Annotated in this window: 18 protein-coding genes; 17 read left to right on the top strand and 1 reads right to left on the bottom strand. The window is 35.7% G+C overall.

All coding sequences use genetic code 11. The annotated features are described in order from the left end of the window. The first annotated feature begins 5 nt into the window (after nt 1–5). Entirely contained in the window at nt 6–1,364 is a 1,359-nt protein-coding gene (gene dnaB / locus MKY02_RS21805; RefSeq protein ID WP_038178807.1) for a replicative DNA helicase, read from the top strand. A 145-nt stretch (nt 1,365–1,509) separates the two neighbouring features. Further along, nucleotides 1,510–2,805: an adenylosuccinate synthase gene (locus MKY02_RS21800; protein WP_038178809.1), complete on the top strand. Its 1,296-nt coding sequence runs from the start codon at nt 1,510–1,512 to the stop codon at nt 2,803–2,805. A 171-nt stretch (nt 2,806–2,976) separates the two neighbouring features. Here MKY02_RS21800 and MKY02_RS21795 read toward each other — a convergent pair whose 3' ends face one another. Next, entirely contained in the window at nt 2,977–3,789 is an 813-nt protein-coding gene (locus MKY02_RS21795) for a YitT family protein (protein ID WP_445329623.1), read from the bottom strand. A gap of 473 nt (nt 3,790–4,262) precedes the next feature. Between MKY02_RS21795 and MKY02_RS21790 the strand changes: the two genes are divergently transcribed. The 15 genes from MKY02_RS21790 to MKY02_RS21720 all read left to right on the top strand — a co-directional run bounded on the left by MKY02_RS21790 (nt 4,263) and on the right by MKY02_RS21720 (nt 22,447). Next, nucleotides 4,263–5,729 (top strand): peptidoglycan DD-metalloendopeptidase family protein, encoded by a 1,467-nt coding sequence (locus MKY02_RS21790; protein ID WP_038178811.1) that lies wholly within the window; start codon nt 4,263–4,265, stop codon nt 5,727–5,729. 224 nt (nt 5,730–5,953) lie between these two features. Beyond that, nucleotides 5,954–6,664 (top strand): response regulator YycF, encoded by a 711-nt coding sequence (yycF, locus tag MKY02_RS21785; RefSeq protein WP_038178813.1) that lies wholly within the window; start codon nt 5,954–5,956, stop codon nt 6,662–6,664. 5 nt (nt 6,665–6,669) lie between these two features. Then, the gene (walK, locus tag MKY02_RS21780) at nt 6,670–8,493 is read left to right on the top strand and encodes a cell wall metabolism sensor histidine kinase WalK (protein ID WP_038178815.1); all 1,824 of its coding nucleotides are present in this window, start codon (nt 6,670–6,672) and stop codon (nt 8,491–8,493) included. Beyond that, nucleotides 8,484–9,848 (top strand): YycH family regulatory protein, encoded by a 1,365-nt coding sequence (locus tag MKY02_RS21775; protein ID WP_038178817.1) that lies wholly within the window; start codon nt 8,484–8,486, stop codon nt 9,846–9,848. Before walK ends, MKY02_RS21775 begins: the two co-directional genes overlap by 10 nt. Continuing rightward, nucleotides 9,835–10,671 carry a two-component system regulatory protein YycI gene (locus MKY02_RS21770; protein ID WP_038178819.1) on the top strand — a complete coding sequence of 279 codons (837 nt, stop codon included), beginning with the start codon at nt 9,835–9,837 and terminating at the stop codon, nt 10,669–10,671. The genes MKY02_RS21775 and MKY02_RS21770 overlap by 14 nt, the downstream gene beginning before the upstream one ends. 12 nt (nt 10,672–10,683) lie before the next feature. Further along, entirely contained in the window at nt 10,684–11,472 is a 789-nt protein-coding gene (locus MKY02_RS21765; RefSeq protein WP_038178828.1) for an MBL fold metallo-hydrolase, read from the top strand. A 177-nt stretch (nt 11,473–11,649) separates the two neighbouring features. After that, nucleotides 11,650–12,867 (top strand): S1C family serine protease, encoded by a 1,218-nt coding sequence (locus MKY02_RS21760; protein ID WP_038178830.1) that lies wholly within the window; start codon nt 11,650–11,652, stop codon nt 12,865–12,867. 167 nt (nt 12,868–13,034) lie between these two features. Continuing rightward, the gene (locus MKY02_RS21755) at nt 13,035–13,199 is read left to right on the top strand and encodes a CxxH/CxxC protein (RefSeq protein ID WP_038178832.1); all 165 of its coding nucleotides are present in this window, start codon (nt 13,035–13,037) and stop codon (nt 13,197–13,199) included. Nucleotides 13,200–13,289: 90 nt separating this feature from the next. Then, nucleotides 13,290–13,769, top strand: a complete 480-nt coding sequence (gene rlmH / locus MKY02_RS21750; protein ID WP_038178833.1) for a 23S rRNA (pseudouridine(1915)-N(3))-methyltransferase RlmH — start codon at nt 13,290–13,292, stop codon at nt 13,767–13,769. Nucleotides 13,770–14,753: 984 nt separating this feature from the next. Then, the gene (locus MKY02_RS21745) at nt 14,754–16,805 is read left to right on the top strand and encodes a GAF domain-containing sensor histidine kinase (RefSeq protein WP_038178835.1); all 2,052 of its coding nucleotides are present in this window, start codon (nt 14,754–14,756) and stop codon (nt 16,803–16,805) included. Nucleotides 16,806–17,036: 231 nt separating this feature from the next. After that, the gene (locus MKY02_RS21740; RefSeq protein ID WP_038178837.1) at nt 17,037–17,534 is read left to right on the top strand and encodes an LURP-one-related/scramblase family protein; all 498 of its coding nucleotides are present in this window, start codon (nt 17,037–17,039) and stop codon (nt 17,532–17,534) included. 356 nt (nt 17,535–17,890) lie between these two features. After that, complete coding sequence (locus tag MKY02_RS21735) at nt 17,891–18,571, top strand: Dph6-related ATP pyrophosphatase (RefSeq protein WP_038178839.1); 681 nt, start codon at nt 17,891–17,893, stop codon at nt 18,569–18,571. A gap of 277 nt (nt 18,572–18,848) precedes the next feature. Next, nucleotides 18,849–19,481, top strand: coding sequence for a hypothetical protein (locus tag MKY02_RS21730; RefSeq protein ID WP_051448539.1), 633 nt, complete (start codon nt 18,849–18,851; stop codon nt 19,479–19,481). A gap of 315 nt (nt 19,482–19,796) precedes the next feature. Then, nucleotides 19,797–20,072 carry a hypothetical protein gene (locus tag MKY02_RS21725; protein WP_038178842.1) on the top strand — a complete coding sequence of 92 codons (276 nt, stop codon included), beginning with the start codon at nt 19,797–19,799 and terminating at the stop codon, nt 20,070–20,072. A gap of 872 nt (nt 20,073–20,944) precedes the next feature. Next, a complete protein-coding gene (locus MKY02_RS21720; protein WP_038178848.1) occupies nt 20,945–22,447 on the top strand; it encodes a malate:quinone oxidoreductase in 1,503 nt (500 codons plus the stop codon). Nucleotides 22,448–22,718: the final 271 nt, after the last annotated feature.

Below are 22,718 nucleotides of genomic sequence, written 5' to 3'. Positions count from 1 at the left end.
CATATATGAACGATCCATTATTGGAACGCGTTCCGCCTCATAATCTTGAAGCTGAACAATCTGTCATAGGAGCCATTTTTCTTGAACCACAATCACTCATAACGGCTTCAGAAATTCTTCTTGAAGATGATTTCTATAGATCTGCGCATGTTAAAATCTTCTCGACGATGTTGCGTCTAAGCGATCAAGGTAAAGCAATAGACGTCGTTACAGTGACAGAGGAACTTTCCAATCATAATGAGCTAGAAGACATCGGTGGCATTTCTTACTTAACGGAACTTGCCAATGCTGTACCAACAGCAGCCAATGTCGCTTATTATGCACAAATCGTTTCAGAGAAGGCTTTATTACGCCGTTTAATTAGAGTAGCAACGAAAATTGTAGAAGATGGTTATACACGTGAAGACGAAGTGGATGCACTTTTAGCAGAAGCTGAACGTAAAATGATGGAAGTGGCAAGCCGCAAAAACGCAGGCGACTTTAAGCCCGTGAAGGATGTACTCGTCCAAACATATGAAAATATTGAGCAGTTACAACACCGAAAAGGTGACGTTACAGGTATTCCTACAGGATTCCGTGATTTGGATCGCCTAACAGCAGGGTTTCAACGTGGGGACCTAATCATTGTAGCAGCCCGACCTTCAGTTGGGAAAACAGCATTTGCTTTGAATGTTGCCCAAAATGTAGGAACAAAGACATCGGAAAATGTTGCTATCTTCTCACTGGAAATGGGTGCAGAACAGCTTGTCATGCGTATGATATGTGCAGAAGGTAACATTGATGCACAAGTATTACGAACTGGTGCTTTAAATGTTGAAGATTGGCGCAAACTAACGATGGCAATGGGCAGTTTATCTAAAGCAGGCATTTTCATTGACGATACACCAGGTGTACGTATTAATGAAATACGAGCAAAGTGTCGCCGTTTGAAGCAAGAACATGGACTTGGCATGATTTTAATCGACTATTTGCAGCTGATTCAAGGCAGTGGTAGTGGGCGTGAAAACCGCCAACAAGAAGTATCCGAAATCTCACGCTCTCTAAAAGCATTAGCGCGTGAATTAGAAGTGCCTGTTATTGCTTTATCTCAGTTATCACGTGGCGTTGAACAACGTCAAGATAAACGACCAATGATGAGTGATTTACGTGAATCCGGGAGTATTGAGCAGGATGCCGATATCGTTTCTTTCCTATATCGTGAAGATTACTACGATAAAGAAACGGAAGATGCTAATACGATTGAAATTATTGTAGCTAAGCAACGTAATGGTCCAACAGATACGGTTAAGCTTGCGTTCGTTAAAGAACATAACAAATTTGTTAGTGTCGATTGGTCGCAGCATGAGCCAGCTGGAGGATATTAGAGTATATGAAACACGAACGTTAATTGCTATATATTATAGTGCGTTCGTGTTTTTGTTTGTTTTCAATTGACTATTGCCTTTTCAGTTGATACAATTATCGTGTTTGATTCAGGATGCTTGAAAGCGTCTGACGGAGGTGCTGGTAATGACATCAGTAGTAGTAGTGGGAACTCAATGGGGAGATGAAGGTAAAGGTAAAATCACCGACTTCCTATCAAAAAAAGCTGAAGCAATAGCTCGTTATGCGGGTGGAGATAATGCTGGCCATACGATAAAATTTGATGGTGAGACGTACAAGTTACACTTAATTCCATCAGGTATTTTCTATCAAGATAAGATTTCAGTTATCGGTAACGGATTAGTTGTAAATCCAAAATCCATCGTAACGGAATTGAAAGGGTTACAAGAGAGAGGCGTAAGTACTGAAAATCTTCGTATCTCTAACCGCGCACACGTTATTCTACCTTATCATATTAAACAAGATATCGTAGATGAAGAAAGCCGTGGAGACAACAAAATTGGGACAACTGCTAAAGGTATCGGACCTTGCTATCAAGATAAAGTAGCGCGTATTGGAATCCGTATGGCAGACTTATTGGACCGTGAAGTATTTGAGCATAAACTACGTGAAAACTTAGCTCTTAAAAATCGCCTTTTTGAGAAATTTTATGAAACAGAAGGGTTACATTTTGAAGATATCTTTGAGGAATACTATGGTTATGGTCAAGAAATTGCTAAATATGTAACAGACACTTCAAAAATCTTAAATGATGTTCTTGATGAAGGTGGTCGCGTATTATTTGAAGGCGCACAAGGTGTTATGCTTGACGTCGATCAAGGAACATACCCATTTGTAACTTCTTCAAACCCAGTAGCTGGAGGAGTGGCAATTGGTGCCGGAGTTGGGCCATCTAGAGATATGCGCGTTATTGGCGTTTGTAAGGCTTATACATCTCGTGTTGGTGACGGGCCATTCCCAACTGAATTATTTGATGAAGTAGGTCACCAAATCCGCGAAGTAGGTCGTGAGTATGGTACAACTACAGGACGTCCACGCCGCGTTGGTTGGTTTGATAGCGTAGTAGTACGTCACTCACGTCGAGTAAGTGGTATTACAGATCTATCGTTAAACTCAATTGATGTATTATCAGGACTTGAAACAGTTAAAATCTGTACAGCTTATAAATACAATGGTCAAATACTTACAGAATATCCTGCTAATCTTCACATTATTGAACAATGTGAACCAGTATATGAAGAACTTCCAGGTTGGTCTGAAGACGTTACAGGCTGCAGAACGCTAGAAGAATTACCAGTGAACGCTCGTCGCTATGTTGAGCGCGTTAGTGAACTAGCTGGCATTCAAATTGCTACATTCTCAGTAGGACCAGACCGCGATCAAACAAATGTCCTTGTAGATGTTTGGGAGAATAAGCATTAATTAATAAATAGAAAAAAAGCGGAGATAATTATCTCCGCTTTTTTTATGGCATTACACTGTATAATATTAATTTACACAAAATGCAAAATAGAATGGCAAAGTGCATAGAGATTAATATTTTTATTTAAATAAAAAAGGTTAATTCTTTATAGGGAATTAACCTTTTTACATTTAGTGAATATCTTTCTTCTTAAAGCGTCCACCACGAACTTCAGCTATATTGCCGATTGCCAGGAATGCGTGGTCATCGAGTTCTTCAACAATTGTTGTTAGTTTAGATTCTTCTAGTCGCGTGATGACTGTGAAAATCACTTTTTTCCTGTCACCAGTATAAGCGCCTTCTCCTATTAAGTACGTTACTCCACGGCCAAGACGATCCATAATAGCGCGCCCAATTTCTTCATATTCTTCGCTAATAATATAGACTGATTTCGATTCATCGAGCCCTTGAATGACTACATCGATTGTTTTGTAAGCAATGAAATAGGCTAGTACTGAATACATCGCTTGTTCCCATGTAAAAACAAAACCGGCTATAGCGAAAATGATTAGGTTGAAGAACATAATGATTTCGCCGACAGAGAACGGAGAGTTTTTGTTAAATAAAATGGCCATAATTTCAGTCCCATCAAGAGAGCCACCGTAGCGGATAACGATACCGACACCAGTACCAAGAACAATTCCGCCAAATACTGTAGATAATAGTAAATCGTTTGTGACAGGTTCAATTGGGTGTAATAGAACCGTTGCTATAGATAGAGTAGTAATTCCTAACGCGGTTGATAATGCAAATGTTTTCCCAATTTGCTTATAACCGAGGAAAAAGAAGGGTATGTTCAAGAGGAAAATAAATAATCCTAGTGGTAGACCGCTAAGGTGAGAAACAATAATAGATATACCAACAATTCCACCATCTAAAATATTGTTTGGTACAAGAAATTGTTCCAAGCCAATCGCCATAATGATAGCACCGGTAATCACCATAATAATGCGTTTTAGTAAACGGGTTTTAGACGTTTTCCTATTTCTATCATTGATTTTTTTTGCTTCTGCTAAAATGTCTTCCATACTCCTGTTTGAGTCACTCAAACTAATCTCCCCATTCTCTAAAAAAACTAATTATTCTAACTTAATTTTAACGGAATTTTCTAAAATGCAAAAGTAAAAAGAGTTATATTGTAACAATTTTCATGAAAATGAAATGAGATTTTTGTATATATAGAGAGTGGTATGGTGAATAATGTTTACAAAAAATGTTTATAATAAATAAAAAATACCTATTAAAACCCTTTATTTGTAAAAGATTTAAAATAAATGGAGTTAATTATACATTTTAGTGACATCAAGTGTAATATGTTCAATTGGAAATTGGAATATGTTAAATTAGAGAGGCTTGATTTCGACATAACTCTTGTAAATAATAATTGATTTTTATCAAAAAACGAAAGGAGCTTATCATGCGTTTGAATCGGAATGGTAGTGAGAACTCCATATTTTCTAAACGAAACCGCCAATCAATAGCAATGAAAGTAGCAACTATCGCAATATTCCTCGTGTCATTAGTAGGATTGAATAATGGTTATGTAAATGCTCAGAAAGACAATCAATTGCATAAAATTTATCATATATACATTAAGAATCAATACATGGGAGCAGTATCTAATGAAAAGTTGATTGATAAACATATTGAAGATAAGGTGAAAAAGGCTAGCACCCAATACGAAGATCTCTCGCTTAATGCTACACCAGATTTATCCGTTATATCAGAGCAAGTTTTCCAAGAGGATACAAATGACGAAGATACTTTAAAAAAGCTAGACGATGCTTTAAAAATTAAAGCTTCAGCATTTGCCTTACTTATCGATGGTAAAGTGGCTACCTATGTCAAAGACATCGATGCATATGATGAAACAATTCGTCAGCTTAAATTACAGTATGTTTCAGCCGAAGAGCTTAAGTCATTGGATGCTATGGAAAATAATCATAAAACTTTACCACCATTAAAGAAAAATGAAACACGTATTGTGGATATTTCTATCAAACAATCAGTAGCTGGTATGACTCAGTATACAGATCCAGCTAATGTATTAACTACAAAGGAAGCTGTTAAATTACTAACAAAAGGCAAGCTTCAAGAGAAATCTTATACCGTTAAAAAAGGTGATACACTTAGTAGTATTGCAGCTAAATATAAACTTTCAACTTCTAAGCTTTTGAAACTCAATGAAAATTTAACAGATGAAAAATCTCTAACAATTGGACATACCATAAAAGTAGCAGAGTTGGAGCCTTGGATTAATATCGAACTAACAAAAGAATCCATAAAGTCTGAGAAAATAGAGCACAAAACAATTATTAAAAAAGATAAAACAATGCTAACAAGTGAAAAAGAAGTAAAACAAAAGGGCGAGGACGGTAAAAAGTTAGTAAGGCATGTAATAACTGAAATAGATGGTGAGCCTGCTTTAGAAAAAGTAACAACACAATCTGTTACGAAGGAAGCAGAAACACGTGTAATCGTGAAGGGAACAAAAGAAGTACCTTCACGTGGGAGCGGAAGCTTTGAATGGCCAGCAGAAGGTGGCTACATTTCAAGTGAGATGGGCTATCGTTGGGGCGAATTACATCGAGGACTTGATATTGCTAGACCAGATGGTTTCACAATTAAAGCAGCTGATAACGGTGAAGTCACATTTGCAGGTGTGGATGGATCTTACGGCAATAAGGTAACAATTGACCATAATAATGGCTTTCAAACAGTCTATGGGCACTTGGCATCGATTGATGTGGAAGTTGGACAAGTTGTAGCGCAAGGGTCAAAATTAGGGGTCATGGGTACAACAGGTAATTCAACAGGTGTACACTTACATTTCGAAGTGTCTAAAAATGGAAAATTACTAAACCCGTTAAATGTATTAAAATAAAATAGAACGTTACAGTCCATTATCCAAGTGGACTGTTTTTTTACATAGAATGCTTTGTAAAATGGGTTAAGAATAACATTATTCCCGGGGAAATATTAATATACCTTGAATTCCAAAAGATGCACTGAAGGCTAAAGCATGATAGAGTTAAAGATGTGGAATATACGAAAACTAACGTTAATTGACAATATAAATCCAATTCATATATGAAGGGAAGTATAAATGTGGACAAGACAATTTTAGTTGTAGATGATGAAAAACCGATTGCAGATATACTACAATTTAATTTAATAAAAGAGGGCTACAAAGTTGTTTGTGCCTATGATGGTGATGAAGCACTTGAGAAAGTGGAAGAAATAAAACCAGATTTAATGCTTCTGGATATCATGTTACCAAAAAGAGATGGCATAGAAGTATGCCGTGAAGTACGAAAGAAATATGATATACCTATTATTATGTTAACAGCAAAAGACTCCGAAATTGATAAAGTATTAGGTTTAGAATTAGGAGCAGACGATTATGTGACTAAACCATTTAGTACACGCGAATTAATCGCCCGTGTAAAAGCGAATATGCGTCGACATCAATCAACTATAGCAACAGAAGAGCAAGAAGAAACTTCAAGTGATATCGTAGTTGGCTCGCTTGTCATTCAACCAGAAGCGTATCTAGTATTAAAACGCGATGAAGCAATTGAACTTACACATCGTGAATTTGAATTACTACATTATCTAGCAAAACATATTGGTCAAGTTATGACGCGTGAGCATTTATTACAAACGGTATGGGGCTATGACTATTTTGGGGATGTCCGTACAGTGGATGTAACAATCCGCCGCTTACGTGAGAAGATTGAAGACAATCCAAGTCATCCAGCATGGATCGTGACGCGCCGTGGCGTAGGATATTACTTAAGAAATCCTGAACAGGAGTAAAATACATGCAGAAAGTCCGTTTTTTTAAATCCGTTCACGTAAAGCTAGTACTTATTTACGTGTTATTAATTTTAATAGCTATGCAAATTATAGGATTCTACTTCGTACGGGAATTGGAACAAACATTAAAAGATAACTTTAAAACATCTGTTGACGACCGTTTAAAGCTAGTGACATTTAGTGTTAAAGAGGAACTTTTAAAAGAAAGACCAGAAACTGATCCTAGCTTGGAGCAAAGCTTGAAAACGGTATTAGGCGGAATATCTTCTGGAGATATAAGTGAAATTCAAGTTATCAATGCTAGCTATCGGATTTTAGCTACATCTGATGCGAGTAATCAGTCCATCGTTGGACAGCGTGCGACGGATAAATTAGTGCGCCAATCAATAGCTACTCCAACTCGTTCAGAAAAAATCGCATTAGATGATCAAACTAAAACACGTGTATGGTTAGTAGCGACGCCTATTACTTCCAATGGTAAGGTCATTGGAACCGTTTATTTAAAATCGAATATTGAAAGTGTTTTTGGACAGATGAATGAGATTAATCGCATTTTGGCTGGAGGTACAGCACTTGCCTTAGCCATTACAGTTATACTTGGTATTTTCATCGCAAAAACAATTACAAAACCAATATCAGATATGAGAAAGCAAGCCCAAGCAATGGCTAAAGGAAATTATTCGCGCAAAGTACGCGTTTATGGCAATGATGAAATTGGCCAACTTGCAATAGCCTTTAATCATTTAACAAATAGGCTTCAGGAAGCGCAATCCACAACAGAGGGTGAACGAAGAAAGCTAGCATCCGTTCTAGCTAATATGACAGATGGTGTAATTGCGACTGATCGAAAGGGCCGTATTATACTAATCAATACACCTGCTCAACAGCTTTTAAATAGTGAAAACGATGAATTAATGGGACGCCCACTTATTTCCGTTTTAGGGTTAGAAGAAGAATATACTTTTGAAGATCTAATCCATATGAAAGATGCTGTGAATCTAGATTTTAGTTCACCAGAACGACCTTATATTTGGCGGGCGAATTTCTCTGTTATTCAAAAAGAAACTGGTTTTGTAAATGGTCTGATTACAGTTCTGCATGATATAACTGAACAAGAGAAGATAGAAATGGAGCGCCGTGAATTCGTATCTAACGTTTCGCATGAACTTCGTACGCCATTAACAACAATGCGTAGTTACTTAGAAGCATTAGCGGATGGTGCATGGCGAGATGAAAATATCGCGCCTACTTTTCTAAATGTTACCCAAACAGAAACAGAGCGAATGATTCGTCTTGTAAATGATCTATTACAATTATCTCGTATGGATAGTAGAGAATATGAGTTAAATGCAGATATCGTAGATTTCAATAAATTTTTTGATCGAATTATTGATCGCTTTGAAATGTCTAAATCAAAAAACGTAGAATTCCAACGACACATCTCTGATATACCATGCTATGTAGAATTAGATACTGATAAAATTACACAAGTCATTGATAATATTATTTCGAATGCATTAAAATATTCGCCAGATGGTGGTAATATTCGCTTTGGAGTAACAGCACAAGAAGGAATTTTAAAAGTCATGATTTCCGATGATGGTATGGGAATACCGAAAGAAAATGTTGAGCGTATCTTTGATCGTTTTTATCGTGTAGACCGTGCTAGAGCCCGTTCTATGGGGGGCACTGGCCTCGGCTTAGCAATTTCTAGAGAGATGATTCATGCTCATGGTGGTAAAATTTGGGCAGAAAGTGAAGAGGGGAATGGTACAACGATCTTCTTCACATTGCCGTACGAATTAGATGAGGCAGGTGAATGGGATTGAAGTATGTTGAGCAAACAAAGTCTATCGCTCTATTCGTCCTTGTCTTTTTGAGTATTACACTTACATTTTCTATTTGGACTTACAAACCAAACTATGAAACAATTGGAACTACGAAAGTCTTTGATATTTCAATTGGAAAACAGCGTCAAATGTCAGATATCATTAAGCCCTATCGTATGCTTTTTCATATGAGTGAAAAATGGAAAGGCACAAATGAAAATACTAAAATGGATCCTATTTTAAGTGAAATGAAAAACTGGGAACTTTCTGATTTGACACTTGTAAGTAATAATTTAGATGATAAAAAGCTCAATGAATTAATAGGTATGAATAATCGTATGACTTTGTTTTATACAGATGAAATACCTTTCCCTGTATTCTTCCAAAACCTATTACCCACACAGAATAAAAAATTAACGGAAGCATCATTCAATCGCATGATTATTGATTGGAATAAGTTAAACAATAGTAGCATGTCTAATAATGAGCTTATTGTTTTTTTTGCTAATTCAAAAAACAATAAATTGTATAAAGCTAAAGTAAAAGTTCAAAGTGAAAAACACTTCCAGACTAATGTAGTACAAGTGGCAAAAAGCTTCGCAAATTATCTTGAAATTGAACGTGAGGGAGCAAAGAGTTTCTATTTGCCGGCAAAAGCTATTAGCATTCCTAAATACACGTATATAATTGAATCAGATCCTGTTTATAACTATAAAAATGCGCTTTTCTCTAATCCTAATATAGTGAAACGTAGTCCAGATGAAGCAACTGGCACAGAAAAGTACACAGATGACAAATCACTAATGACTATTGATGTTACAAAGAAAACGCTCAATTTCGTTAATACATCCATAGTAGAAAACAAAGAAAAGGCGTTAGAGTCAGATCTTATTTTGAATACATTTAGTTTTATTAATGAACATGGTGGTTGGACTGGCGACTTCCGGTATAGTGAAGTAGATTACGGGAATCAGAAGGTTACTTATCAAATGTATTTAGAAGATCAGCCAGTCTTTAGTGACCGATCAGTTACTTTAACGGAAATTTCGACTTATTGGGATTGGGGTAACGACCGCATCTCGAAGTATTATCGTCCATACTACCAGCCGGTTCCTATTCCTTTAGTAAGGAATGATGGTAAGTTAATATCTGGACCAGAGGCAATAGAGAAACTAAAGGATAGAAAAGATATTAACTATGAAGATATTGAGGAAATTCGGTCAGGTTTTTATTTAACGAAAAATGCTAATCCAAATTTATTCACACTGGAGCCAATGTGGTTCTATAGTATCAATGGTAAGTGGGAACATTTATCGCCTGTTATTGCGGGAGGTGGCCAAATTGGATTGGAGTAAAACGAAAACAATCTTCATCATTGTATTTTCATTACTAAACGTTTTTCTTTATTCACTTTATGTCAATCGATACAATGAGGACCAAGATGTTGAAAAAGTTGGCGAAGCATCGTTAGAAGAGCGCTTAGAGGATGAGAATATTACGGTTAAAGGCCTACCTGCTAAAAATGAAAAAATTTCGTATATATCTGGTCAAATCAAGCACTTTAAACCTGCTGACTCCAAGAAATTTGATAATCAGCATTATGACATGACTAATGGTTCTATGCGGACTGTAAAATTTGAAAAACCAATATTACTCAGAAACATTAAAGATGCCACGAGTTTTGCAGAATTCATGCAAAAGTATGTGTATGAGGGAGAAACGTATAAACTTTGGCGTATAGATGAAGAAAAAAGAGAGGCAACCTTTTTCCAACAAATTGACAATCGCGTAATCTATTTTAATGAAAATGCGAGGATAACATTGCATTGGAATAAAGACTTAGCAGTGACAGGTTATGAACAAACGATGTTTGAATCACTAGATGCATTTGGTGAGAAAAGTAAGGGTTTCACTGCTAGTGAAGCAATTAAAGTACTATATGAAAAAGGTCTGTTAAAGCAAGATTCGAATATTAATAAACCACAGCTTGGCTATTATACATTTGCTCCTTTAATAGAAACTCAAGTTCTTGCGCCAACATGGCATATCCGTGTTGATTTTGCGGATGGTGACGAAGCAGATTATTTTGTTAATGCGGTAGATGGTCAAGTTATCGATATTCAAGCAATAGAAAATGATAAAGAATTAAATAGCAATAAAGAAGTAGAAAGTGAATAAGGAGTCTTTACTATGCAGTTCAGTGTATTAGCAAGTGGTAGTACAGGTAATGCTATTTATGTAGAAAATGAGGACCATGCATTTATTGTAGATGCAGGTCTAACTGGCAAGAAAATGGAGCAGCTTTTTGCAAAAGTTGATCGCGATATAAAAAAACTAAGCGGTATTTTTGTAACGCATGAACATATTGATCATATAAGAGGCGTGGGCGTTTTAGCACGTAAATATCATGTTCCAGTTTACGCCAACGCTAAAACATGGGCTGCAATGGATGACAAAGTTGGCAATATTCCACTAGAACAGCGCTTCCAATTTGATATGGAAACAGTACAATCATTCGGCTCATTAGATGTCGAATCATTTGCTGTTTCTCATGATGCTGCGGATCCTATGTTTTATACCTTCCATGAAAATGGTCGTAAACTTGTAGTTATTACGGATACAGGTTATGTCAGTGATCGAATGAAAGGGATTATCCAGGGTGCTGATTCCTTTGTTTTTGAAAGTAATCATGATGTAAGTATGCTACAAATGGGGAGTTATCCTTGGTCTACAAAGCGCCGTATACTAAGTGATGTTGGACATGTATCAAATGAAGATGCTGCTGTTGCTATGAGCGAAGTTGTAGAACAAAAACCAACACGTATTTATCTTTCCCATTTGAGTAAAGATAATAATATGAAAGATTTGGCTCGTATGAGTGTATCTCAAACGTTGCAATCATGTGGAATTATGCCAGGCGAATTTGTTACGTTATTAGATACCGATGCAGACGAACCTACTAAAGTTGTAACAGTATAGTGATTTTAACCTCTCTTAAAAAGGGAGGTTTTTTTATGCACTTATAGGGAAATATATGCTACGAAGATGAAAAATAAAGTAAAAAATTTTGAACTGATTTTTAATCCATTTTCATCTGATTTTAATCTTCGAAAGATATAGTATAACTATCAGGTAAACAACGGAGGGATGATACGTATGGGATATTACGATAACATTAACGGAGAAGATAGAAGTCGTTCTAAAAAACGAAGTAGCAGAGCAGGCTATTTTTTTAGTGGTCTAATTGGTGTTATTATTGGTGCTTTACTTGTTTGGCTGCTGATGCCATCGATGGTAGATCGTTTACCAAATGGTTCAGGAAGTTCGGGAGCCATAGGTACAAGCAATAACACAACGAAGCAAGTGACAACTGAGGTAACAACAGATGTTACAGGAGCAGTTGAAAAAGTTGCAGGAGCGGTTGTCGGTATTACAAATATCCAAGAATCTGCACAAGATTTTTGGAGCCAAGCTGAACCAACTACCCAAGAAGCCGGAAGTGGTTCAGGAGTCATCTATAAAAAAGATGGTGACACAGCGTATATTGTAACAAATAATCATGTTGTTGAAGGCGCAAAACAATTAGAAGTAACATTAGCAGATGGTTCTAAAGCAGAAGCAAAACTAATCGGTAGTGACGTTTGGACAGATTTAGCAGTCATTTCAATTTCAAGTAAGAAGGTTAACACAGTTGCTACATTTGGTAACTCTGAGGTTTTAAAACAAGGAGAGACAGTTATTGCAATTGGTAACCCATTAGGTCTTGATTTTTCAGGTTCTGTTACAACAGGGGTTGTTTCGGGTAAGGATCGTACAGTACCAGTGGATTTAAACTCTGATGGTGAGCCAGATTGGCAAGCAGAGGTATTACAAACAGATGCAGCTATTAACCCAGGTAACAGTGGTGGTGCACTTGTAAACCTTGCAGGTGAAGTGATAGGCATAAACTCAATGAAAATTTCGGAATCCACTGTTGAAGGTTTAGGATTTGCAATTCCTATTAACTCAGCAATTCCTGTTATCAATGAATTACAAAAATCAGGTAAAGTAGAAAGACCATCAATGGGCGTATCATTAATCGATCTAACAAATGTACCTGCATTCCATCAAACTCGTACATTAAAATTACCTGCTGAAATAACTGAAGGTATTGTTATTAGTAGCGTCGTTAAAAATTCATCAGCCGAAAAAGCAGGTTTAGAACAATATGATGTCATTGTTGAAATTGATGGCCAAAAAGTAGACAATTCAATTGATCTTCGAAAACATTTATACAATGAAAAAAAGGTCGGCGATAAATTAAAAGTTAAAGCATACAGAGGTGGGGAAATAATTGAGAAGGAACTAACTTTAACGAATAGTCCAACAAGTTAATCTTGTGGATAATGGAAATTAATTACTAACGTATCAACAGGCGAGTAGGAAACGTGAAGACACGACTTTCCTACTCGCTTTTCCTTTGCTACAATAGACTGTGGATAACATTGACCGAATTGTGTATAAGTTTGCGGAAATTTTGAAAATTGAAAGGATGAAATATTTTGAAAATATACAGCTGTGAAACGCATATAGGACACGCTTTAGACATGTTCGTGGCAGAACAAAAAGAGGTTCCGTTATTTGAAATGGCGACAGAGGAAGAAAAGTTATCCACAAGTTGTACTTATTGTGAAGAGGCAGCAACATATGTTGTGGCGAACGAATGAACGCACACAAGATATTGATGTAGCTTGTGGATATGTGTATAACTTCTGTGGATAACGTGTTTGTAAATTAAATGTGAAGGTGGATAACTTGTGAATATAGCGATTATTACCGTTGGGAAATTAAAAGAAAAATACTTAAAGATGGGGATTGAGGAGTATGTCAAGCGCCTTGGCGCCTATGCAAAAATCGATCTTATTGAAGTCCCAGACGAAAAAGCACCCGAACAATTAAGCGAAGCTGAAATGGAAATTGTTAAGAAAAAAGAAGGCGAACGCATTTTAGCTAAAATTTCACCTGACACTCACGTCATCGCTCTTGCTATCAACGGTAAAATGAAAACATCCGAAGAAATGTCCAAAGACATCGAATCACTTATGACATATGGTAAAAGTAAAATTACTTTCGTCATCGGTGGCTCGCTTGGATTACATGACGATGTTCTGAAGCGCGCAAACGAAAAGCAATCATTCGGTAAAATGACATTACCTCATCAGTTGATGAAATTAGTGTTGGTAGAACAGATATATAGAAGTTTTAGGATTATGAAGGGTGAACCGTATCATAAGTAAGTGCGGTTTTAGAAGGGGATTTCTCTTAAGTCATTTAGTGACTGAGAGATGATCTCCTTTATTCATGTATTGATTTCCGTTTCAGACGGACGCGTTCCGCGGGCATGGCTTCAGTCTCCTCATCGCTTCGCTCCTGCGGGGCCTTCAGCTCATGCTATTCCCGCTGGAGCCGCCGTCTTCCACTACAATCCATCACCAACTAAAAATAGTGATTCACTAAAAAGTATACCTGTTTCCATTTAAGAATTTGTTGGACAGTCCTTTTTCTCCAAACTGAGTATAAGCATAAAATGGGAATGGAGTGGATTTATGAATCAAATGTTACTTTCATTTCTAAATCAGTTAGAAGAACATAGTATTTAGTATAAGTTAACGAAAATTCGATAGGCATGTTCAGATAAAATGAATGTGTTTATTTTTTATGGAATAAAAATTTTTGTAATGGAATACAAGTTCAATAGTTATAAGTGAGGGGGCAAAAGATAGGGACTTTGAGGAAATTTATCAAGCATATTTTCATGATGTATATTTATATATGAAATCATTATCGACAGATGAGATTTTTGAAGAGTGAACGTGTATTGGTGCGAATGTTAAATATTACCTCTGAAAGAGAACAAATGACAACAAAAATCGTGCGGAAAATGTAGCTCATGCAAACAGAATCAACAATCAGTTCTTATTCATTGGTATCATATGAATGGTCTGTTAAGTGGATAGAACCATTGAAGGTGACTGGCAATGGAAAAATATAAGGACCTAACAAAAGCGAATTGAAGTTATTAGAAGTCCTTATGGTCGTTCCTATCATCGGATCTAAACAGGCTAGCGCTACCACGGTGAACCGTATCATAAGTAATATAGGTTTTCCATGTATAATAGGATACAGATATAAAATTAAAAATAGTAAAATGATCTAGAACTAGACTGTTACCTAGAAATTATACTTTTAATTTTAGTAGGCTTTGATTGGAGAACATGTGAATGTTAAGTGAACAGACGAGATATTCTAGGCTCGCGAATATAACCAAAGTAATTAATACAAAGTTAGAACTACGTGAAGTTTTACAGCGTGTAACGCAGGCAATATCCGAGGAAATCGTGCAATGTAACTCGGTTGGTATTTATTTACCCGAAAAAGATGGCACATTTAGAGGATTTGTAGGAAAGCCAGAAGATATGAATGGCATAACACTCGATACACAGGTAATTGATATTGAAACAGACTTACTGGCCAAAGAAGTTATTGAAACTAAAAAAACCATCTATATCTCTGATACCTCAAAGGATAATCGGCCGGACCCGAGATCGGTAGAAGCCTTCAAAATTAAATCCTTATTAGCACTGCCTATCTCATATGAACAAGAGATATTTGGTTTAGTTTTTTTATTTGATTATGGAACGCCGATGAATTTAACAGAGTCTGAAATTCAAAGTGTTGAAGCATATGTGAATATGGCTGCAGTTGCAATTCAAAACGCAAATAATTTAAAGCAAAAGGAAAACCTTATTGCAGAAAAGCAGTTGTTACTCGATGTTACACGTGATTTATCGATGTGTTCCTCCGTGCAGAAAAGTCTTGATAAATGTTTTTACTACTTAGGAAAGATTTTAGATAGCAAAAAAAGTGCAGCCCACATCCTGGATCCGTTGGGGAAAAACACAATCACGTTCATGAAGTTAAATAAAGACTGTGATTGGACAGAAGCGAATTGGATGGAGAATCTTAAAAGCATAAGAATGAACCAAAGCTACGAAGCTATGATTCAACAGGTTATTAAAACAAAAAGTATAATTCTCACTCCAAATATAGATAGTATGAGTCTACTTATGATTCCACTGGTTTCAATGGGGGAAGTATTAGGGGTTATAACAGTTGTCAATTTAGGAGGGGAAACTTGTAATTACCATGAATCTCAAATTCAATTAGCAAAATCGATAGTCGATGCCACAGCCCCTACGTTTTCAAACTTGTTATATATGGACCAACTTGAAAATATGGTGGAAGAGCGAACAAGGGAATTAGCTACTGCTAATGAAAAGGTTACAAGTGTTATTGAAAGTATAACGGATGGATTCTTTGCATTGAACAAAGAGTGGGAATTTCTTTACATGAATAAACATCAATATTTGCCGCAAAGGAAAACGGCAAAAGATGTATTAGGCCAGAATATATGGGGAATTTTCCCGAAATGTGTAGACACGGTCATGTATAAGGAATTTCATCGTGCGATGTCAGAGCGAATAGCAGTACATTTCGAAATGACCTCAGCCTATGGTGATTATTGGTACGAAGTAGTTGCTTACCCGTATGATGAGGGAATCTGCTGCCTTTTAAAAAACATAACCGAAAAAAAGAAATATGACAAGGAACTGAATAGATTATCAAACCTAGACTTAATAGGTCAGATGGCAGCAGGTATTAGCCATGAGATTAGAAATCCCATGACAACAGTACGAGGATTTTTGCAGCTATTAATAAAAGAGAGCGAATTCGAAAAACATAATGATTACTTTAATGTAATGATCGAAGAACTTGACCGTGCCAATTCTATAATTACTGAATTTCTTTCTATAGGTAATACAAAGACATCCGATTTACAGATGTTAGATTTAAATTCTATTATTCGAGATATTACTCCTTTAATAAAGATAGATACATTTAATCAAAACAAAATTATTCAATTTAATCTGAAAGACATTCCAGATTTACTTTTAAATCGTAACGAAATACGACAATTGATAATAAATCTATACCGTAATGGCTTAGAAGCAATGAGCACAGGTAAGGTTTTATCCATCAGTACCTACAAAGGAGATGGAAATTGTGTAGTTCTTGCAGTACGGGATCAAGGAGAAGGTATCAGTCCTGCGATAGTAGAGAAAATGGGTACTCCATTTTACACGACCAAAGATAATGGCACTGGCTTAGGACTGGGCATATGCTATGCCATTGCTGCACGTCATAACGCAAAAATTGAAATTCAAACAGGATCTGAAGGAACTACTTTTTTTGTAAAATTTACTTGTATATGAAAAAGTGAAACTCTGCTTTAGTGTTGTTACGAAGAACCGTAGAGTTGAATAGATTAGCAAGATATGCAAACTACTTTACTTGCATATCTTTTTTGTTAAGAAGGTATTTACATATAATGCGCTGAATAAATAAATTTATAAGTCTAAATATTAAAAACCTATTTCTATAATTATTAACAGCTATGATGAAATCTGCGCTATATTGATATGCTATTTCGAAGGAGGTGTAGAATGAAGCAACTTTATATAAAGCAAAAGGTATTCAGTCTAAGTGGCAAATTTACGGTAAAGGATCAGCAGGAGAAGGATGTTTATTACGTAGAGGGTAGTTTTATGCAAATTCCAAAGACTTTCTCCATTATGAACACAAAAAGAGATGAAGTCGCGCTTATTACGAAAAAGGTGTTCAGCTTTTTACCGAAGTTTTTTGTTGAGGTAAATGGTCGAGAGGTGTTAACGATTAAGAAGGAGTTTTCTTTCTTTAAAGCACGCTATACGATTGATGCAGCAGACATTGAGATACATGGTAACTGGTGGGATATGGATTTTCAGGTCCTACAGCATGGTGTAGTCATCGGTAAAGTGAACAAGGAGTGGTTCACTTGGGGAGATAGCTATAAGGTTCAAATATTGAATGAGGAGATGGAGGCCATCATTATTGCGTTCGTTGTCGCAATTGATTGTGTGAAGGCTGACCATGCAGCCGCTTCCTCAGCAGCGACAATTTAATGTAGGGACGTACAATATAAAAAATTCCGACGGGTCTTCTTTAAAAATTCAAAATTAAAAATAACAGTTGAAATAACATCAATAAAGTGGGGAAATTACGAATGGTTTCCCTGCTTTTTAATATGGAGTTTTTAATGATACAGTTAATAATAGTTAATAAAATTATTTTCGAGGATAGATGTATAAATGTATGCGATGTTATAATTTTGGACTTAATAAATATAAAAAAGAAGGGAGAAGCTACTAGATAAAATCTCTAACAATAAATAGTCAGAGTAAAAATAATTCATAAAATATTGATAAATAGGTATTCAAAGTTATTTTTTGTATATATCTTGTGTAGTAGCGATAGAAAAATGAAAAAATGGATTGATGGTGCAAAAAATAAAAAGTTTATAGCATCATATAGTGGAGGGAAAGACAGTACTTTAGCATTATATAAAACTATGCAAGAAGGAACAGCCATAGGAATTATTGTAATGATGGAGGAAACTGGAGAAAGGTCAAGATCACATAGTCTTATTCCATCAGTGCTTAAAGCACAAGCAGAATCTATAAGACTTCCGCTTTACACAGGGGCTGCGACATGGGAAGGTTATGAAGGAGTATTTGTAAAGCTGCTAAAAGACGCGAAAGAATTAGGAGCAGAGGTGCTTGTAACAGGTGATATTGATGTACCAGAACAAGATTGTTGGCATGAAAGAGTTACAAGCAGTGTAGGGCTTGAACTTGGTATGCCACTTTGGCAAAAAAGCCATAAAGATGTAGTAGAGGAGTTTATACATTTAGGATTTGTAACAAAGGTAGTGACAGTTAATTTGAAAAAAGGAATGAAAGAAGAAGATCTTGGACGTGTACTTACTTTAGAATATATGAAAGAGTTAGAAGAAAGGGGTATCGACCCTTGTGGTGAAGCAGGAGAGTTCCATACTACAGTTATAAGTGGGCCACTTTTTAAACAAGATTTAAAGGTTAGAAATGGAGAAATTACGTCAAAAGGTGACTATATGTACCTAACATTAGAATTAGAAAATTAACATTTTGAAAATAACCTCCATTAAAGGTGCAACGGTGAACCGTATCATAAGTAAATGAGGGTTTATAAATGGCGTTTTTTATAATAATCTATAAAATTAATTTATGTAATATGATAAAAAGATTAGAATAAACGATTTTCTTAAATGAAAATCGTTTATTGCTGCTTTTTTATGTAAATCTTTGTCCCAATGTTTACTGTAAAACTTAATACATAATATTGTCTGATTAATATCATAGTATGTGAATAGAATGATATCAACATAAAAGAGGGATAATATGACGATAGTGCCTAAGCTGGCTTCGAAGTTACAACGTCGTGATGAAGAACCAAATATTGAACTAGCACAAGAATTAGTTAAGGATCATAATCTTGAAGGTATAAAAGAAGTAATACAAAACTTATCTAATAAGGATAAAGGAATTCAACAAGATTGTATTAAAGTAGCATATGAAATTGGAGAAGTTAAATCAGAGCTTATAAGTGAATTCGCTTTAACCTTTATAAATTTACTGAAAAGTAGAAATAACCGTTTAGTTTGGGGTGCAATGACAGTATTATCTACCATTGCAACAGTGTCATCTACGATTATGATGGAGCATCTTGAAACGATTTTTTCAACGATGAAAACTGGCTCCGTTATTACTGTTGATAAAGGGGTATTAACTTTAGCAAAGTTAGCATCCGCAAGCAAGGAAAACAATGAACGAATTTTTCCTTTTCTGCTTCATCATTTAGAAACTTGCAGATTTAAAGAACTCCCTCAACACGCTGAGAGTACTCTTATAGCTTCTAATAATGATAATAAAGAAGCATTTTTAACTGTGTTAAAGCGAAGAGAGAATGAACTTACAGCACCTCAATTAAAAAGAATTAAAAAAATTTATAAAGTACTAGGGCTGGATGAATAAAATGTAGAAGAACTATGATGAAAGAATTAAGAAAACCTCGTATTGATTTATAACGGAGAACTGTATCATAAGTAAATGAGGTTCTAATTTGTTTAACAAGTTTTTTCTAAAGTAATTATTTTGTATTTCAATTAAATATTTATTCTGACGATGTATCAACGGTTGAAGTTAGTATTACTCACCTGCAGTAAAGCTATGCCAAGACCTCAATTTAAATTACATCGGTATTCATTAGATTTACTCAGTGCATATTTTCTGAACATATTACAATACTAAGCATTGGATCACAATATGTTTGGAAAGGAATGTGGAACAATGGCTAAGCACTCGGATACAAGTTGGAAAAAGGATCATCCAAGTACTTTGTTAAGCAACTCTGTTCAAAAGGCGGATCGTGCAGTTAAGCAAGCGATGTCACACCCAGAGGAGATAGCGGTTGAGCATGCTTTCAATTCAATATCCCATGCAGAAAATGCACTCTTAAATGCAGAACAACGTCATGAGCATATGGATACAGTGGGACAAAATAAAGATCAGTTAGAGTTGATAAGACAGCAATTGGTCGAAGCCGATGAGATTGTAAAAGAGTAGCATTATAAGACAATAACCCCGTAGGTTAACAATACTTACGAGGGTTATTTTTCTGGAGTGAAGGTTAAGAAGAATTTGCGAAGTAGATACATTATTATTTTTCTTCAACATCTCTGAAAGTCGAGGTGAATTGATATGCTATTTATGCGGGTGTTTTTTCCACACATCCAATGTCTATTGAATTAGATGGTGTACTTAAGAATGTGAGCTTTGTTTATCTCACAGAAACAATTGCTAATTCACCTATGAGAAATCTGACCATAACTCAACTTAATTGCGCTGTACTAGTATATTTAGATACGAAGAATGTTCCCCTTTCTTTTATAGATATTCAGAAAAAAGTCATATTCGAGAGCTCTGATATTCCCACAGTTTTAGTTATTAAATAAATCTAAAATAATACATTGAACCTATTATATTACATCTTAAAAAAGTTATGTATCTGTTATCATTACTTATGAAAAAGCCTCTAGGTCGTACTTTGCAAAAGCTCTTCCCACGTTTTCTCTTTTGTTATAATTATTTTTACTAGATCAAATTCACCGTAATATACCGCATCCACCGAACGACTATCCGGCAAATGGATCTGGTAGGCTTCCGTTTGTTTAACTGAATTGATAATGGGTAAAGGCATTGCAAAAATTTAATTTTTGCAAGATGCTGAGTTAAGGACTTTTTACTGGCTTTTAAATAGCATATAACTATCAAATAGTAGTACATGTTTTAATTATTTCATAACTTTGATAGACTAGGATAGAATAATGATTAATATAGATAAGGTGTCTTCCTAGGTTGCGCCTTGTCTTGCTATGACGCCTAAGCATGAGCGCCTACATCTTTTTTGAAAATTTTAGGAGATAAGGAAGGTTAATATGAGCAACAGTCAGAATAAAACAGACGTTATCTTAATTGGTGCCGGAGTCATGAGTGCGACTTTGGGATCGTTACTGAAAGAATTAGCACCAGAATGGGAAATCAAAGTATTTGAGAAGCTCGCAGACGCGGGAGAGGAAAGCTCTAACGAATGGAATAATGCGGGAACAGGGCACGCTGCACTGTGCGAACTTAACTACACTTCCGAAAAATCGGATGGCTCTATTGATATTAGCAAAGCTATAAACGTTAATGAACAATTCCAACTTTCAAGACAATTTTGGTCTTATCTTGTAAAAAACAATCTAATTAGTAATCCACAAGACTTTATCATGCCATTACCTCATATGAGTATGGTACAAGGCGAAAAAAATGTAGAATTTTTAAAGAAACGTCATGAAACAATGACAAAAAATCCATTGTTCCAAGGTATGGAATTTTCTGATGATCCGGAAACATTGAAAAAATGGATTCCACTTATTATGCAAGACCGTCCAGTGAATGAAGCAATTGCGGCAACAAAAATGGACATTGGAACTGATGTCAACTTTGGTGCTTTAACGCGTATGATATTCGATAACTTAAAGACTCAAAATGTCGATATCAATTATAAACATAGTGTTGAAAGCATTAAGCGTACTAAAGATGGCTCATGGGAATTAAAAGTGCACGATATCGATGGCTGTAAAATGGAATACCATAAGGCGAAATTCGTATTCCTCGGAGCTGGCGGAGGAAGCCTGGAGTTACTGCAAAAAACAGGTATCCCTGAAGGTAAGCACATTGGTGGATTCCCAATCAGCGGTTTATTCTTGGTATGTAAAAACCAAGAAGTTGCTGAGCAACATCATGCAAAAGTATACGGAAAAGCTAAAGTTGGTGCTCCACCAATGTCTGTTCCGCATCTTGACACACGATATATTGATAACAAAAAATCATTGCTATTTGGACCGTTTGCCGGCTTCTCACCTAAGTTCTTAAAAACAGGTTCAAATATGGACTTAATAGCTTCTGTAAAACCGCATAATATTACAACATTATTGGCTGCAGGAGTTAAAGAGATGGGATTGACAAAATATCTGATCCAACAACTAATGTTATCGAAAGAACAGCGTATGGAAGAGTTACGTGAGTTTATACCGAACGCTAAGAGCGAGGATTGGGATATTGTAGTCGCTGGTCAACGTGTACAAGTTATTAAAGATACTGAAGCAGGTGGTAAAGGAACACTTCAATTTGGTACAGAAGTTGTAAGTGCAGCTGATGGTTCAATTGCTGCTTTACTAGGAGCTTCTCCGGGTGCTTCTACTGCTGTTCACGTCATGCTTGAGGTATTAAATAAATGCTTCCCGCAACATATTAAAGAGTGGGAACCAAAAATAAAAGAAATGATTCCTTCTTATGGCGTATCATTAGCGAATAACCCAGAGCTTTTCCAAGAAATTCATAATTCAACAGCGCAGGCACTTGGTCTAAGCGAGGACTTGCAGGATAATAATTAATTTTTGGATGTAGAAATAAAGATACTGAATGAAAGTAAAACATAAAACCTTTGATCAATCTTTGGATTAATCAAAGGTTCTTTTTTTTTAAAACTCGCCGTTAGATAGGTTACTCTTGATGGGGTCATCAGTAATTGAGTTCATTTCAATTTGCAATTTGAAGTTTAATGAAAAATAAAAGAAGGAGAATTGTTGATATATAGCATTCTCCCCCTTTTTATGAAATTGAAAATAATGTTTTTAAGAATCCATTTATATTGTTCTGTAACTT

The sequence above is a fragment of the Viridibacillus sp. FSL R5-0888 genome, assembly GCF_038009105.1.
GTDB lineage: Bacteria > Bacillota > Bacilli > Bacillales_A > Planococcaceae > Viridibacillus > Viridibacillus arenosi.
This window is presented reverse-complemented; position numbering and strand designations above follow the sequence as displayed.